A 14,908-nucleotide genomic window follows, 5' to 3' on the forward strand; every position below is an offset into this window, starting at 1 on the left:
TCTCAGGTCGGCTACGCATCGTCGCCTTGGTGAGCCGTTACCTCACCAACTAGCTAATGCGCCGCGGGCCCATCCTGTAGCGACAGCTTGCGCCGCCTTTCAACGAAACGTCATGCGACATTCCGTGTTATCCGGTATTAGCACCGATTTCTCGGTGTTATCCCCGTCTACAGGGCAGGTTGCCCACGTGTTACTCACCCGTCCGCCGCTAACCAAATAGAAGCAAGCTTCTATTTGGTCCGCTCGACTTGCATGTATTAGGCACGCCGCCAGCGTTCGTCCTGAGCCAGGATCAAACTCTCCAAAGAAAAGTTATCCTTAGCTTTTGTACGCTTTTCGCTTCGTTCAGTTTTCAAGGAACATCTTTACTTTTTTTTGCGACTTTTTTAATTTAACATATCGCTTTTTTTGTGTCAAGAACAATTTTCTTATATTTTTTATTGTCGCACTATAACAGCGACGCTTTAAAATATAACACGTTCTTTTTTAAAATGCAACCACTTTTTTTAAATTCTTTTTACATGTTTTCCGAACATATACACTCCTATTCCCACAATGATAAAAAAAGAGCCGATTGCTTGCGATAAATAAATTTTTTCACCTAGCCATATATAAGCTAATACAATTGCTCCAATCGGTTCAAATAAAATAGCCATCGACACCATTGCAGCATTTACCCATTTCATCGCCCAATTAAAAAGAGAATGACCAAACAATGTTGGGATTACAGCTAACAAAATAAAATAACTCCAGTCATCCAAATCATATGAAAAAAATGAATATCGAAACAATACTACATATCCACTTAATACAATAGAAGCAATACCATAGACGATATACGTATATGTAATTAAAGAAAGTTGCTTTCGTAAATGTTGACCAACTAGCCAATAACCTGTTACCATAGCACATGCTATTAATGCAAGCATATCTCCATAAAGGGCTTTGCCACTTATTCGAAAATCCCCCCAACTAATAATGACACTACCTACAATCGCAAGTAGCGCACTTACCCATTCACTTATTGTCATTTTTTCTTTAAAAAAGATAAACCCACCAACAAAAGCGAATAATGGTTGCAATGTCACTAAAACAACTGAACTTGCAACTGATGTGTAACGAAGTGATTCAAACCAAAGAATAAAATGAAACGCAAGCAACGTTCCAGATAGGGTAGCGAAAACCCAATCTTTTCGATTCATCCCTTTCGTTTCTTTTCTGTGCCTTACAACAAACAGCGGTGTCATCAAAACAACTGCAAAAAAAAGACGATAAAAAGCTGTAACGGCTGATGGAGCATCTGTAAATTTTACAAAAATAGCTGATGTAGAAATTGAAAATGCCCCAATAATTAATGCAATATATGCTTTCATGCCCATCATCCTTTCGAATATACTTATTGAAAAAAGGGGGAATGTCTCGTGGATGCTCATGTGTTTATGAAACTTGGAATCTCTGCCATCCTTGGACTTATTATCGGTTTGGAACGAGAACTAAAAAGAAAGCCAGTCGGTCTCAAAACATGTCTTGTCATTTCGATTGTGAGCTGTTTACTAACAATCGTATCAATCGAATCAGCATATACATTTCCAAAAGCCGAACATATTAACATGGACCCGCTTCGCCTCGCAGCCCAAATTGTATCAGGTATCGGTTTTCTCGGAGCAGGTGTTATTCTTCGTCGCGGAAACGACAGCATTTCTGGTTTGACAACTGCTGCGCTCATCTGGGGAGCGGCGGGTGTCGGCGTTGCTGTCGGAGCAAATTTTTATATTGAAGCCATTCTCGGTGTTGTCTTTCTTATCGCTAGCGTCGAGCTTATCCCGCTCGTAACAGCTGTTTTTGGTCCAAAACAACTAAGGGAAAAAGAGCTTCTTGTCAAGCTGATCGTACTAGACGCAACCAAAATTTCAGACGTAATCCAAGTCATCAAACAACAAAATATTCGCATTAAAACCGTGCGCATTAAAGATTTAGATAACGGGAACCACTTCGTTGAATTGAAAGTATCTGTCGATCAAAAACGAGCAACAACAGATGTATACGAGTTTATTCATCAAATTCCTGCTATTCGTGGGGTGGATATCGAGAACTTTTAACTTGAAAATCATTATCATTTAAACTAGCATATATGGTGAAACTTACACTCAAATCAAATAGGTGGCGAACTACATGTCCTCTATTATAAAAAATATGGAGCTTTGCTTTCTTATGCGTCAACTCTCAGCAAAGGACGAGCTCACTTTTCTTCATTCATATCGCGTGACAAAAATTGCTCTATCTTTAGCTTCGTTTTTAAAATTAGCCGATGAAGAAAAACGTGAGCTTCAATTTGGAGCACTCATTCACGATATCGGCAAATTGCACGTTCCCGCTCATATTTTAACAAAAAAGGGAAGTTATTAGAAGAAGAATTTGCTGAAATAAAAAAACATCCGCTATTTGGCATACATATATTACAACATTATCATGTTTCACCTGAAATTTCCCATATCGTTTTATATCATCATGAACGATGGGACGGAAAAGGATACCCACACAAAAAGAGAGGAGAGAATATTCCGTTTTTTGCTCGTCTCGTAGCTTTGGCCGATTCACTCGAAGCGATGACTGGTATTCGACCATATCGTGCACCTCTTACATGGGAGGACGCTTATAAGGAAATAAGAAAAGGAGCTGGTACACAATTTGATCCACGATTGACAACTTCCTTTTTGTTATGGATGGAAAATCATGTGATTCCAATTGAACAAAACACAGAAACGATCATACAAACAATCCCGAGCATCTCATAATATCCATTGACGAAAAAACAAAATGTTTTTACAATAAAAGAGAAAGGGGCATTAGCTCAGTTGGGAGAGCGTCGTGCTGGCAGCGCGAAGGTCACCGGTTCGAGCCCGGTATGCTCCATAAAAAAACCCTTGCGATGCAAGGGTTTTTTACTCCTCTGTTAATTCTTCCATCGGAACGATGTGACGTTCATAGTCTCGGCCACGCATATGTACGGTCGCTGTTCGGTTGGCTTCATCGTACCCATCAATCCAAACCGATTGTCCATGGTAACAAACACGAATATCATCTGGGGAAGAAACAATTTGTTTCACACGATTCATATCCACTCACCATCCCTCCTTTCGTTTATATCGTTTGTTTTTATGGAGAAAAATATGTAAGAAATCGCCCCATCTCGTCTACAATGATAAAAACAGGAGGGAAAATAAATGAGATGGTATGAATTTCTCGCTTCATATTGGCGGCTTTCTCCGCTCGTACGCATTATTTTAACAATTACAACCATTATTTTTTTATTCGGGGTCACTATTCATATCGTTGAACCAAAAACATTTTCAACCATTTTTGATGGTATATGGTGGGCATTAATTACAACAACAACAATCGGCTATGGCGATTTCGTACCGAAAACAATAAGTGGCAAATTTGTCGCTATCGTTCTCATTTTGCTTGGTACCGCATTTGTTTCAGCCTATTTTGTAACACTATCCACGAAGGCTATTACAAAAGAAAACGCCTTATCCGTTGGACAATTGCCGTATACAAAAGACGGACACGTCATTTTAGTTGGCTGGAATGAGCGCATTCGTCAACTACTTGCACTTATGCCTACTAACATGCCATGTCTCGTCATCGATGAGACACTAAAACGTTGGGATGTGCCAAAACATATTCATTTCATTAAAGGAAATCCGACTCATGACGATATATGGGAAAAAGCAAACGTGTTTGAAGCTCACACCGTCATCATTACCGCCAATCAACATAAAAATGAAGTCGATGCTGACTTAGCATCTATCGTCACCCTTTTGACAGTTAAAGCGCTTCATCCATCCGTATATACCGTTGTAGAAATATTGACCACACCACAAGTCGATAATGCGAAACGTGCTGGAGCAGATAAAATTATTGAGACAAACAAATGGATCAGCTTTTTAATGGCAAATTGTCTTTCATCTCCAAGTGTGTTAAACGATATTGAGGAATTCAAAAAACATCCGATGAAACGTTTAACTGTGCGCGATGAATGGATCGGTATGTCTTTTGCAGCGATACTTAACGAATTAAAAAAAGAAGACGTATTGCTTATCGGTATTGCAAACGATCAATACGTCTCAATTAATCCTCCATCGCATACGATCATTCAATCGACAGACGAACTTATTGTACTAGCGTAGTAACCGCTCCTCTAAATCTTTTACGAGCGTTTTTGCCATGGCTACATATTGATTAGGCACCGTTGCATCCGGGTCTTCTGGTTCAGAAAACTGATTAAACGACGCAGTCACATTTCCAATATGCACGTTGTCGTCTAATCCGCGCTGATATTTATGACATAAGACGTATGGTCGCTTCAGTTCAACCGTCGCCCCATACGAATCGAGCTGTCCATCTATCGCAATAAATGGAATTCGTAAAAACTGGTATCCAACATCATCCGCCATTTTATAATCAAACGAACCGTGATCATAATCCCAATTTCCACCGATTACGTAACCGAGCGGTTTTAATTGTTGTTCTAACACATTTAACAAAAACGTTTTTCCTTCTAATCTAGACGGAATTTCAATCATCTTGATCACTCCTCCTCTTGCTTATTATGTCCAAAAAAAGAGCTTCCCTGCACCCAGGAAAGCTCTTTTTGGATTATTTCAAGCGTTTTTCAAGTTCTGCCTTTTTCTCTTCATATCCCGGTTTACCGAGGAGGGCGAACATGTTCACTTTGTACGCTTCAACACCCGGTTGGTCAAACGGATTAACTCCAAGTAAATACCCACTCATGGCGCACGCTTTTTCAAAGAAATAAACAAGATAACCAAACGTATATTCATCTAATCGCGGCAGTGTAACGACTAAATTCGGTACACCTCCATCTGTATGCGCCAACAATGTACCTTCAAACGCTTTTGTGTTGACAAAGTCGACTGTTTTTCCTGCTAAATAATTTAAACCGTCTAAATCGTTATCTTCTGCCTCAATCGTTAACTCATGACGCGGCGTTTCTACTTTTAGCACTGTTTCAAACAAATCGCGACGTCCTTCTTGCACGTATTGACCTAATGAATGGAGATCTGTTGAAAAGTTTGCTGAAGCTGGGAAAATACCTTTTTGATCTTTTCCTTCGCTCTCACCAAACAATTGCTTCCACCATTCCGCAAAATATTGTAATGCTGGCTCGTAGTTAATGAGCATTTCAATTGTTTTTCCTTTGTTGTATAGCACGTTACGCACCGCAGCATATTGATAAGCGATGTTTTCCTCTAACTCCGATTTACTGAAATCTTCGCGCGCTTGTGCCGCACCTTTCATCATCGCTTCAATGTCCGCCCCACTTACAGCAATCGGCAATAATCCAACCGCTGTTAAAACGGAGTAGCGCCCACCGACATCATCTGGAATGACAAATGTTTCGTATCCTTCTTCTGTCGCTAACGTTTTTAACGCTCCGCGCGCACGGTCTGTTGTTGCGTAAATGCGTTTACGCGCTTCTTCTTTTCCGTATTTTTCTTCAAGAAGCTTGCGGAAAATACGAAAGGCAATTGCAGGTTCTGTCGTCGTTCCTGATTTCGAAATGACATTGATCGAAAAATCTTTCCCTTCAAGTAAATCCATGACATCGCGCATATATGTAGAACTAATATTGTTACCAACGAAAATAATTTGTGGCGTTTTCCGTTTTTCTGTTGGAAGCGCATTGTAAAATGAATGTTGCAACATTTCAATTGCTGCACGAGCGCCTAAATAAGAGCCACCAATGCCGACAACTAGCAATACATCAGAGTCTTCTTGAATTTTTTTCGCTGCTTGTTGAATGCGAGCAAATTCTTCTCGGTCATATGCGATAGGAAGATCAATCCATCCTAAAAAGTCGTTCCCTTGTCCTGTTTTTTCATGAAGCGCATGATGTGCTACTTTTACTGCGTCACGCAAATACATTAGCTCATGTTCACCGAAAAAAGACAACGCTTTTGAATAGTCAAACTGAATATGCGTCATGTACGTTTCCTCCTCAATGATAGTATCCTCTTTCACTTTAGCGAAACAATTAGCGAGAATCAAGTTGACAGAAATGATGTAAACGGATTCATTATGACATTTTTCGCACTTTACAACGAGGCTTGTAAAATCGTCATGACATCGTGATGATGCAACTTTTTAAAATTGCCAAACGGCCCGAATGCCATTGCTTTTTCAGCGATAAGTGGCAATGAGTCTTCACCAATGTCATAATCGGCTAATCGGCTCGGAGCGCCCAAGCTATTCCAAAATGCACGAAGCTTTTCAATTCCTTCTAACGCGATTTCACGGTCTCCTTTCCCTTCTGGATACACGTTAAACACGCGAATAGCTAGTTGCTTAAACCGCTCGACATGTTCATCAAGCACATGTTTCATCCAGTTCGGGAATAAAATAGATAGTCCACCTGCATGTGGAATATCGTGCACCGCTGATACAGCATGCTCAATATTGTGCGTTGCCCAATCGCCACGTAGCCCCATGCGTAAAATCCCATTTAAAGCCATCGTTCCACAGTATAAAATCGTTTCACGATGATCTACATTTTTTAAGTCTTCGATAAGTTTTGGTGCTGTTTCAATAACCGTTCGTAAAATCGCTTCACACATTCGATCTTGTAGTGGTGTATTTGGGGCATGATGGAAATATTGTTCTAATACGTGTGACATGATATCAACAACGCCATATACTGTATGATCTTTCGGAACAGTTGTTGTATATATAGGATCTAAAATTGAAAAATGTGGAAAAACAGCTGGGCTACTCCAACCGTATTTTTCTTTCGTATCCCAATTGGTAATAACAGAATTTGCATTCATTTCTGAACCTGTCGCAGCTAACGTTAATACCGTCCCGAGCGGGAGAGCCTGCTGGACCGTTGTCTTTCGCGAAATAAAATCCCAGGCGTCCCCATCGTATAAAGCTCCTGCGGCAATCGCTTTGGCACAATCAATGACACTTCCGCCACCAACCGCTAAAATAAAATCGACGTTTTCTTTACGACATATGTCAATACCTTTTCGCACCGTAGATAAACGTGGGTTTGGCTCAACTCCTCCTAACTCCGACCAAGACTTGTTCAATGAACGCAAAATGGATACGACATCATCATATACTCCGTTTTTCTTAATACTTCCCCCACCGTATACAATTAAAATATGTTCATACGCAGTGAGTTCTTTCTTCAATTGCTCAATTTGTCCCTTACCGAAAATTAATTTCGTTGGATTATGAAAAACGAAATTTTCCATGTTGATCCCTCCTTCCTTTCATTATTTCCAAAAGAAACAAATAAGTAAAGAAAATTGTATTTTTTATGTATACTTCTCTAACAATGATTCATTCTATAAATGAATACGATGTTTTAAAGGAGGATGAACATGAGTACGTTACAACGAATCGCACTACTGCTTACTGTTATTGGAGCACTTAACTGGGGGCTCATTGGCTTTTTCCGCTTTGATCTTGTTGCAGCCATTTTTGGTGGGCAAGCATCAGCATTTGCTCGCATTGTTTATGCTCTCGTCGGCATTGCAGGGCTCATTAATCTCGTACTTCTGTTTAAACCGACGGAAGAGCTCGGACGTACAGAGCCAAAAATGTCAAGAACATAAACATAAACGAACAACTCACCGATCGTTCGGTGAGTTGTATTTTTTCTTAGCTTCCGCAATCCATTTTTCAAGTTGGATTTTTAACGGTTGAAATCCTGAAGGGGTCTCGATATGTGTTGTGTCATGATCGACGTCCCGTAACGATAAGCTAATTCGCTTTGTTTTTTCATCAATAGCGATAATTTTTACCCGAACAGACTCCCCTACATTTACATAGTCATAAATATTTTTTACATACCCATCGGTAATTTCCGAAATATGAATAAGCCCTTGTGTTCGTTCATCAAGCGATACAAATATACCGTATGGCTGTATTCCTGTGACAATGCCAGTAACGATCGCACCCTCTTTCCAATTCAAATGAAACACTCCTCGTTTTTTGAAAAATTGTAACATAATTCGCTTAAAAAGTGTTAATTTTGTAGGTGAGTATAAGTCAGAACATGGTATGATAAACATGTAAACGAATTTCGGAGAGGTGGGAGAATAAATGAGCACAATTGGTGAAAATATTCGCATGTACCGTGAACAGCGAAATATGTCACAACAAGAATTGGCGATGAAAGTTCGTGTGGGGGTAGCGACGATTCAAAAATATGAGTCAGGTGAGCAAGTTCCTGACACACCAACGATTTTAAAACTTTGTACTGCACTCGATGTTCCTGCATCAGAATTGTTAGAACGGGCAGATTTGTCCAATTCGTCTAGTCTCGACCCAGAAATTGAATACTTAATTAAAGAAATTGGCATTAAGCGCGCAAAACTCATTTTACGAAAAGCAAAAGAATTTAGCGAGGAAGATTTTTTGCGCGTCATGCAAATGTTATATGAACTCAAATACAATAAAGAAAGCTGACGATTGTCAGCTTTCTTTACAGCCGCTCAAGAAATCGCTTCATGCGCCGAATGGCTTCTTGCAGCTGTTCGAGCGATGATGCATATGAACAACGAATATATCCTTCTCCACTTGCTCCAAACACATGGCCGGGAACAACAGCAACTTTTTCCTCTAACAATAAACGCTCAGCAAACTGTTCTGATGTCATGCCTGTTGACTGAATGGACGGAAATGCATAAAATGCTCCACCTGGCATATGACAGGAAAGGCCAATTTCATTTAATGATTGAACAAAAAAGTTGCGTCGTTGTCGGTAACTTTTTTTCATTTCTTCGACATCGCCTGCTCCGTTTTGCAACGCTTCAATAGCTGCATATTGAGCCATCGTTGGTGCACACATCATCGTATATTGATGAATTTTTAACATGGCTGTCGCTAAATCTTTCGGTGCCGCGATAAAACCTAGTCGCCACCCCGTCATCGCAAATCCTTTTGAAAATCCATTAATTAAAATCGTCCGTTCTCGCATATGTGCAATGGCAGGAAAGCTTGTGTATTGTTCGTCGTAACATAACTCCGCATAAATTTCATCTGAAATGACGAGCAAATCATGTTTTGCTACGATGCGTGCGATTTGTGCCAGCTCTTCCCTATTCAATACCGTTCCTGTCGGGTTGTTTGGAGAACAAATAATTAATGCTTTCGTTTTCGGTGTCACGACTTGTTCAATTTGTTCAGGCTGAAGCTTAAACTGATGTTTTCCACTCGTTTGAATTGAAATTGGCACACCTCCTGCTAACGCAACAAGCGGTGCGTACGAAACGAAACTCGGCTCAACAACAATGACTTCATCCCCCGGATTCAAAATCGCTCGAAGAGAAACATCAAGCGCCTGACTCGCTCCGACCGTCACAATAATTTCATTCGCTGGATCGTATAATACTTCGAAGCGACGCGCTAAATAATCGCTAATTTCTTTTCGTAATTCCCATAAACCTGCGTTTGCTGTGTATGATGTATATCCTTGTTCTAATGATAAAATACAAGCTTCTCGTACACTCCAAGGGGTAATAAAATCTGGCTCACCAACCCCTAGTGAAATGACTCCTTCCATGCTTGCTGCTAAATCAAAAAAACGACGAATACCGGATGGTTGTAAACGCGACACGGTATCAGATACGTACGTCTTCGTCTTTTGCATCACGGAGCCACCACGATTCTTCGATCTTGATCACCTTGTTCGAATACGGTGCCATCATGTTTATACTTCTTCAAAATAAAGTGAGTTGTCGTTGAAATAACGGAGTCAAGCGTTGATAATTTTTCAGAAACAAAATGAGCGATCTCAGACATGGAACGTCCTTCAATAACAACCGATAAATCATATGCACCCGACATTAAATAGACGGATTTGACCTCCGGGAAGCGATAAATACGTTCTGCTACTTCATCGAATCCGACACCTCGCTTTGGTGTTACTTTCACATCAATCATAGCCGTCACACCTTCATGCCCATCAACTTTTCGCCAGTCAACGATCGTTGCATATTGCACAATGACTTTTGCTTCTTCTAGCTTTTTTATAATATGCTCCACTTCCGAAACAGAAAGAGACACCATTTTCGCCATTGTATCGATCGGCAATCGTGCGTGTTTTTCTAGCAGTTCAACAATTTCAAGTTCTTTTTCACTTAGCTTCATATGAATCCCCCCTGTCATAAATTTTCACATAATTTAGAAAAAAATGCACGCATTTTTTCAAAAAAAAAGAAGCAAGACGACACCGCTTTCTACTACCGTTTTTTTATGATACCGCATGCGATTCGCTTGCCTGCATTTCCTGCTGGCTGAGACATTCCATCATCTTTCCCTTCATGGATCACAATGGATGTTCCTTCTTTTGTAAATAGACCATTTTTCTCTTCTGATAAATTGACATTTGGAGCTATGAATTGTACTTTGACCGTTCCATCTTCTTTCACGATCAAATTCGGTAAATCACCTGCGTGCGCCCCTTCTGGATGCAGAAGACCATGTTCTTTTCCTTCTGGATTAAAATGTTCCCCCGCTGATTTAAATTCAGGCGGTTCGCATGTTCCTTTGTCATGAATATGCATCGCATGCTCCCCTGGTGGAAGTCCTTTTAAATCAATATCTAGTTTTACCCCTTGAGGTTGTTGGGACATTTTAATCGTTCCAAGCGAGTCCCCGTCTTCATTAATCATATTGACATTGACGTTTTTTACTTGTTGTTCCATACAACCGCTTATAAGTAATAAAACGACACATACAATGACTTGGCGCACAATAAGCCCCCCAACTACATATTTACCCCTTATTATGCCCCTTCTATGTTCATTTAATCGTCTACTTGTTGTTTTTTCAACTGTTCTTCTAATTGTTTCGCTTTTTCCTCTTGACGCTTTGAAATTTTTATAATCAGCCTCATCGTCAACACCGCAGCGATAAAAAATGCTGTAAATGAAATCGCCGCAGGAATGTATTCTGTTTTATCTTCCGGAAAGTATAGGAACAATCCAAATATGATGTTAGCCATACGATCAACCTTTCCATATATCGTCTCACTCATTATATCATAAAGACAATTGTATCACTTTGCAAAAAGGAATATAATTGGATTCGTAAACAAAAAAGGGGAGGCGTATTCGTTTGAAAAACGTCGTAATCCACAAAGTTATTACATTTGTATTCACGGAGGCACAATTGAGGGGGTATTGGAACGAACAGAAACAAAAAATTCCATTTGAATCTTTAACAAATGATCAGTTGATGGCATTAGCCGAAGACATGTTAGCAAACTCTTCTCATAGCCAGCTCGAACAACATATTTTAGATCACGGTTGGCGTGTAAAAGAAGAGACAGAAGGACAAGTGCTTGCAGAAGATGACTCACGTGAACATATGCATGTGGAAGTGATCGATACAACGAAACAAGGGTCGCCATCGACGAAACTGTTTATCGATCGTTTATCACAAATCGAATGTTCACAATGTGGATTTTCTTTTTATGTTCGCAATGTAAACGCTGACACAACACATTTAAAATGTCCAAGCTGCCTTCAACTACTAAAAAACTGAAAGAAGAAAGGAATGACAGATCGTGCATGAGGCAATGACTCATGAAGTAAACAACTTCCAATATTATGCGGCCATTGCAATCTTTTTGATTACATACGCCATCATTATTTCAGAAAAAGTGAATCGAGCTGTGATTGCTTTATTAGGTGCCGCTTTTATGATCATTTTCGGCATCGTCGATTTACATCAAGCGTACACGCATCATATCGAGTGGGGAACGATTACGCTTTTAATCGGAATGATGATTCTTGTTAGCATTACGAGTAAGTCAGGCTTTTTCCAATATGTTGCGGTCAAAGCTGCAAAAATGGCGAAAGGAAGCCCAATTCACATTTTAATCATTTTATCATTGCTAACAGCTGTTCTTTCTGCCTTTCTCGACAATGTCACAACTGTTTTATTAATCGTCCCGGTTACATTCTCTATTACACGTATGTTAGAAGTAGAGCCTGTTCCATTTTTAATTTCTGAAGTGCTTTTCTCAAATATTGGTGGTACAGCAACATTAATTGGAGATCCACCAAACATTATGATTGGCTCTGCCAATAAACATTTAACATTTAACGACTTTTTATTTAATTTAGGTCCTGTTGTTTTGATTATTATGCTTGTCATTGTCGCTATTTTGTACGTTTTTTATCGCAAGCGTCTCCAAGCGAATACTGCGCTTATCGAACGGCTTATGAAAATCGATGAAAAACAATATATTAAAGACGCGGTTTTATTGAAAAAGTCTGTTTCCGTTCTTGCGTTAACCATTTTAGGTTTTACACTTCATTCAATCATTCACGTTGACGCAGCAGTCATCGCGATGACGGGAGCTGTCTTTTTGATGCTTATTGGGGTAAAAGAGCATGATTTAGAGGAAGTATTCGCTTCTGTTGAGTGGACAACCATTTTCTTCTTTGCCGGATTGTTTACACTCGTCGGTGGGCTTGTTGATATTGGGCTGATTAAAAGTTTGGCAGAGAAAGCTTTGGAAGTCACAGGGGGCGATATTCACTTCGCATCTTACTTAATTCTTTGGGTATCTGGCATCGCTTCTGCAACGATCGACAATATCCCATTCGTTGCAACGATGATCCCGCTCATTCAAGATATGGCTGTTGGTATGGGGCTATCTCCGGATTCAGCACAAATTGATGTACTATGGTGGTCATTAGCGCTTGGCGCTTGCTTAGGTGGAAACGGAACGCTAATTGGGGCGTCTGCTAACGTGATCGTTGCAGGTATCGCTTCACGTGAAGGGCATGGGTTTAGCTACTTTGATTTTCTGAAAATTGGAGCGCCACTTACGCTCATTTCTTTACTGATTTCACACGCTTACATTTTCATTCGTTACTTATAAAACGCTCGCCTTTGAGCGTTTTTTTCTTTTTATCATATACTGCTTGCAAGGAGGGAAAAAGATGTATCCAAATGTTGATATTACGCAATTTACACAATCAGCAAAAGCGATACAAAAGCTCTTTAAAGATGCGACTGCTATTTCTACAAAAATTGAAAAAGATCCGACCTTTGCAAAACAATTGATGGAGAAAGCGCAACAATCAAAACAAGAAGAAGTACAGAAACAACTTCAATCGATTGGCATCGAATCAGAAATAAAAATTTCTTTTAATCCAAATACAATCCATATTACCCTTTCTCCAAAAAAAGGCGAGTCGCCTTGTTGCCAACTCACCTTTTTTCTTTACTGGCGATAATTCGGTGCCGCCATTTGTTTTTCACCAATATACGCTGCATCGCGCAAATCATGCCCATCATCTGTTTCGATGACATGAATGATATCTTCTTTTGCACCTAATCGATTTGCGCGAAGCAGTTGTTCTTCTTCCCTCATTTTCATCCCTCCATATTGTTATGTTGTACAAGTGCATCCCACTTATGTATTGACATGTTTTGTTTTATCATATACCATTTCGTTAACGAATAAAAAAAGGGGGTTAACAAATGCGTGCGAAAGATTTAACGTTTATTGCTATGTTCGCAGCATTAATGGCGATTGGAGCAAATATTACATCATGGGCTCCTTTTCTCATCATCGGGGGCGTTCCGATTACGCTACAAACATTTTTTTGCGTATTAGCTGGGGCCATTCTCGGAGCAAAACGCGGCGCGATCGCTATGACGGTTTATATGCTAATTGGATTGTTCGGCGCACCTGTTTTTGCACGTTTTAGCGGAGGATTTTCAACAGTGATCTCTCCAACATTTGGATTTATTCTTTCTTTTATTCTCGCGGCATACGTAACTGGCTTGCTTATTGAAAAAAGCAAAAATCGTTCGATCGGGCGTTTTGTGATCGCAACAATCATCGGTATGGTCATTAACTACATATTCGGAACAAATTGGATGTATATGGCATTTAAATTATGGGCTGAAGCACCTGAAGGTTTCTCGTATACAATGGCATGGAGTTGGATGCTCGTTCCACTTCCAAAGGACATCATTTTATCAATCGTCGCCGGCATCATTGCACCGCGTATTTATCGAGCGTTAAACGATCAACAAACATATAACAAATATGTTGCCTAAAGAAAAAAGGAAGTTCGGTTATAGCCCGACTTCCTTTTTCTTTATATATTGTTGTCGAAACACTTGCATCGATTCATTTTCGTTTAGTGCCATCATCTCTTGCTCCGATAATTTCCCGTCTCCACGTTTAACAACATACACGTTTACTTTTTTCTTTCCCCAATGCTTATACACATCATCTACCGTTTCGTAATACAAATCAATTTTATGGCCTTTAATTGCCGAACCCGTATCTGCAACGACACCATATCCGTATCCCGGGATAAATAAAATCGTTCCAATGGGGAAAACATTCAAATCTGCAGCAATCGTCGAATACAAATCACGTTTCACACGCACACCCGAATATGTAATGCCATAACTCGGGTGATCGGGCGTTTTTCCCGTTGACTCCACTCCTGCTGTATATCCCGTCGCTACAACCGTAACAGACGGATATTGTGACCAATCAAATGCTTCTTCTAACGTCAGCGATTCGTTCGTTGTTTGTCTTGACGATAGCTGTGTCACTTGCTTTTCATGTTTTCGAAAGCGATCGGTGACATATTCATACGTATCTGATGAAAATAACGATTTAAACGAGAAAAAAGAAAAACGTGAAGGTGAAAACCAATCAGATAACATCTTTGCTTCAACGCCCGATATAGATTGAAATGTCGTCATGAATGCACACAAAAACAACACAACCATGGTCGTTCGTCTTAACCATTTTATACCCATTTATTCACTCCTCCCACGGTTGTATTTCTTTCCAACATTCAAAAAAAATATACATCAACCGTGAGGG

General features: G+C 39.9%; 22 protein-coding genes, 1 tRNA gene and 1 rRNA gene. 11 read left to right on the forward strand and 13 right to left on the reverse strand.

Translation table 11 applies throughout. The features are described from left to right. Positions 1 to 308 (reverse strand): 16S ribosomal RNA (locus tag HNQ84_RS11555); the annotation flags it as partial. A gap of 198 nt (positions 309 to 506) precedes the next feature. Further along, positions 507 to 1,373, reverse strand: a complete 867-nt coding sequence (locus tag HNQ84_RS11560; RefSeq protein WP_245191164.1) for a DMT family transporter — start codon at positions 1,371 to 1,373, stop codon at positions 507 to 509. 48 nt (positions 1,374 to 1,421) lie between these two features. On the opposite strand from HNQ84_RS11560, the gene HNQ84_RS11565 reads away from it, so the two are divergent. The 4 genes from HNQ84_RS11565 (at position 1,422) to HNQ84_RS11575 (ending at position 2,913) form a co-directional block, all read left to right on the forward strand. Beyond that, positions 1,422 to 2,099 carry an MgtC/SapB family protein gene (locus HNQ84_RS11565; protein ID WP_435622213.1) on the forward strand — a complete coding sequence of 226 codons (678 nt, stop codon included), beginning with the start codon at positions 1,422 to 1,424 and terminating at the stop codon, positions 2,097 to 2,099. A 112-nt stretch (positions 2,100 to 2,211) separates the two neighbouring features. Then, positions 2,212 to 2,406, forward strand: a complete 195-nt coding sequence (locus HNQ84_RS14315) for an HD-GYP domain-containing protein (RefSeq protein WP_492226402.1) — start codon at positions 2,212 to 2,214, stop codon at positions 2,404 to 2,406. Positions 2,407 to 2,423: 17 nt separating this feature from the next. Then, complete coding sequence (locus HNQ84_RS14320; protein ID WP_492226403.1) at positions 2,424 to 2,795, forward strand: HD-GYP domain-containing protein; 372 nt, start codon at positions 2,424 to 2,426, stop codon at positions 2,793 to 2,795. A 45-nt stretch (positions 2,796 to 2,840) separates the two neighbouring features. Beyond that, positions 2,841 to 2,913: transfer RNA gene (locus tag HNQ84_RS11575), tRNA-Ala, on the forward strand. Between the two features lie 29 nt (positions 2,914 to 2,942). Here the strand turns inward: HNQ84_RS11575 and HNQ84_RS11580 are convergent. Continuing rightward, the gene (locus tag HNQ84_RS11580; protein WP_435622214.1) at positions 2,943 to 3,122 is read right to left on the reverse strand and encodes an H-type small acid-soluble spore protein; all 180 of its coding nucleotides are present in this window, start codon (positions 3,120 to 3,122) and stop codon (positions 2,943 to 2,945) included. Between the two features lie 102 nt (positions 3,123 to 3,224). Here HNQ84_RS11580 and HNQ84_RS11585 point away from each other — a divergent pair, with 102 nt between their 5' ends. Beyond that, positions 3,225 to 4,193 carry a potassium channel family protein gene (locus tag HNQ84_RS11585; protein WP_435622215.1) on the forward strand — a complete coding sequence of 323 codons (969 nt, stop codon included), beginning with the start codon at positions 3,225 to 3,227 and terminating at the stop codon, positions 4,191 to 4,193. Here HNQ84_RS11585 and HNQ84_RS11590 read toward each other — a convergent pair. The 3 genes from HNQ84_RS11590 to HNQ84_RS11600 form a co-directional block, all read right to left on the reverse strand. Continuing rightward, the gene (locus HNQ84_RS11590) at positions 4,185 to 4,589 is read right to left on the reverse strand and encodes a YugN-like family protein (RefSeq protein ID WP_435622216.1); all 405 of its coding nucleotides are present in this window, start codon (positions 4,587 to 4,589) and stop codon (positions 4,185 to 4,187) included. The genes HNQ84_RS11585 and HNQ84_RS11590 overlap by 9 nt on opposite strands. Positions 4,590 to 4,662: 73 nt before the next feature. Then, positions 4,663 to 6,012 (reverse strand): glucose-6-phosphate isomerase, encoded by a 1,350-nt coding sequence (locus HNQ84_RS11595; RefSeq protein WP_435622217.1) that lies wholly within the window; start codon positions 6,010 to 6,012, stop codon positions 4,663 to 4,665. Between the two features lie 110 nt (positions 6,013 to 6,122). After that, positions 6,123 to 7,283 carry an iron-containing alcohol dehydrogenase gene (locus HNQ84_RS11600; protein WP_435622218.1) on the reverse strand — a complete coding sequence of 387 codons (1,161 nt, stop codon included), beginning with the start codon at positions 7,281 to 7,283 and terminating at the stop codon, positions 6,123 to 6,125. Positions 7,284 to 7,412: 129 nt separating this feature from the next. On the opposite strand from HNQ84_RS11600, the gene HNQ84_RS11605 reads away from it, so the two are divergent. Beyond that, positions 7,413 to 7,646, forward strand: coding sequence for a DUF378 domain-containing protein (locus HNQ84_RS11605; RefSeq protein WP_004892293.1), 234 nt, complete (start codon positions 7,413 to 7,415; stop codon positions 7,644 to 7,646). Positions 7,647 to 7,661: 15 nt separating this feature from the next. Here the strand turns inward: HNQ84_RS11605 and HNQ84_RS11610 are convergent, their stop codons facing one another. Beyond that, complete coding sequence (locus HNQ84_RS11610; RefSeq protein ID WP_435622219.1) at positions 7,662 to 8,006, reverse strand: CvfD/Ygs/GSP13 family RNA-binding post-transcriptional regulator; 345 nt, start codon at positions 8,004 to 8,006, stop codon at positions 7,662 to 7,664. Positions 8,007 to 8,136: 130 nt separating this feature from the next. Here HNQ84_RS11610 and HNQ84_RS11615 point away from each other — a divergent pair, with 130 nt between their 5' ends. Then, the gene (locus HNQ84_RS11615) at positions 8,137 to 8,502 is read left to right on the forward strand and encodes a helix-turn-helix domain-containing protein (RefSeq protein ID WP_009362214.1); all 366 of its coding nucleotides are present in this window, start codon (positions 8,137 to 8,139) and stop codon (positions 8,500 to 8,502) included. A gap of 16 nt (positions 8,503 to 8,518) precedes the next feature. Here the strand turns inward: HNQ84_RS11615 and HNQ84_RS11620 are convergent, their stop codons facing one another. The 4 genes from HNQ84_RS11620 to HNQ84_RS11635 all read right to left on the reverse strand — a co-directional run bounded on the left by HNQ84_RS11620 (position 8,519) and on the right by HNQ84_RS11635 (position 11,041). Continuing rightward, on the reverse strand, positions 8,519 to 9,685 hold the full coding sequence (locus HNQ84_RS11620; protein WP_435622220.1) for an aminotransferase: 1,167 nt from the start codon (positions 9,683 to 9,685) through the stop codon (positions 8,519 to 8,521). Further along, the gene (locus HNQ84_RS11625) at positions 9,685 to 10,185 is read right to left on the reverse strand and encodes an Lrp/AsnC family transcriptional regulator (RefSeq protein WP_032101094.1); all 501 of its coding nucleotides are present in this window, start codon (positions 10,183 to 10,185) and stop codon (positions 9,685 to 9,687) included. Before HNQ84_RS11625 ends, HNQ84_RS11620 begins: the two co-directional genes overlap by 1 nt. Positions 10,186 to 10,277: 92 nt before the next feature. Continuing rightward, the gene (locus HNQ84_RS11630; protein ID WP_032101095.1) at positions 10,278 to 10,790 is read right to left on the reverse strand and encodes a superoxide dismutase family protein; all 513 of its coding nucleotides are present in this window, start codon (positions 10,788 to 10,790) and stop codon (positions 10,278 to 10,280) included. Positions 10,791 to 10,843: 53 nt separating this feature from the next. Beyond that, positions 10,844 to 11,041, reverse strand: a complete 198-nt coding sequence (locus HNQ84_RS11635; RefSeq protein WP_032101096.1) for a hypothetical protein — start codon at positions 11,039 to 11,041, stop codon at positions 10,844 to 10,846. Positions 11,042 to 11,154: 113 nt separating this feature from the next. Between HNQ84_RS11635 and HNQ84_RS11640 the strand changes: the two genes are divergently transcribed. The 3 genes from HNQ84_RS11640 to HNQ84_RS11650 all read left to right on the forward strand — a co-directional run bounded on the left by HNQ84_RS11640 (position 11,155) and on the right by HNQ84_RS11650 (position 13,289). Beyond that, on the forward strand, positions 11,155 to 11,583 hold the full coding sequence (locus tag HNQ84_RS11640) for a hypothetical protein (protein WP_435622221.1): 429 nt from the start codon (positions 11,155 to 11,157) through the stop codon (positions 11,581 to 11,583). 34 nt (positions 11,584 to 11,617) lie between these two features. Further along, positions 11,618 to 12,931, forward strand: coding sequence for an ArsB/NhaD family transporter (locus tag HNQ84_RS11645; protein ID WP_435622256.1), 1,314 nt, complete (start codon positions 11,618 to 11,620; stop codon positions 12,929 to 12,931). Between the two features lie 61 nt (positions 12,932 to 12,992). After that, positions 12,993 to 13,289, forward strand: coding sequence for a YuzC family spore coat inner layer protein (locus tag HNQ84_RS11650; RefSeq protein ID WP_032101099.1), 297 nt, complete (start codon positions 12,993 to 12,995; stop codon positions 13,287 to 13,289). On the opposite strand, the gene HNQ84_RS11655 is transcribed toward HNQ84_RS11650, so the two are convergent. Further along, entirely contained in the window at positions 13,277 to 13,426 is a 150-nt protein-coding gene (locus HNQ84_RS11655; protein ID WP_435622222.1) for a hypothetical protein, read from the reverse strand. The genes HNQ84_RS11650 and HNQ84_RS11655 overlap by 13 nt on opposite strands. 110 nt (positions 13,427 to 13,536) lie before the next feature. On the opposite strand from HNQ84_RS11655, the gene HNQ84_RS11660 reads away from it, so the two are divergent. Next, on the forward strand, positions 13,537 to 14,121 hold the full coding sequence (locus HNQ84_RS11660) for a biotin transporter BioY (protein ID WP_032101100.1): 585 nt from the start codon (positions 13,537 to 13,539) through the stop codon (positions 14,119 to 14,121). Between the two features lie 18 nt (positions 14,122 to 14,139). Here the strand turns inward: HNQ84_RS11660 and spsC are convergent, their stop codons facing one another. Continuing rightward, the gene (gene spsC / locus HNQ84_RS11665) at positions 14,140 to 14,841 is read right to left on the reverse strand and encodes a stationary phase survival protein SpsC (protein ID WP_032101101.1); all 702 of its coding nucleotides are present in this window, start codon (positions 14,839 to 14,841) and stop codon (positions 14,140 to 14,142) included. Between the last annotated feature and the right edge of the window lie 67 nt (positions 14,842 to 14,908).

The sequence above is a fragment of the Anoxybacillus eryuanensis genome (assembly GCF_051200995.1).
Lineage (GTDB): Bacteria > Bacillota > Bacilli > Bacillales > Anoxybacillaceae > Anoxybacillus > Anoxybacillus tengchongensis.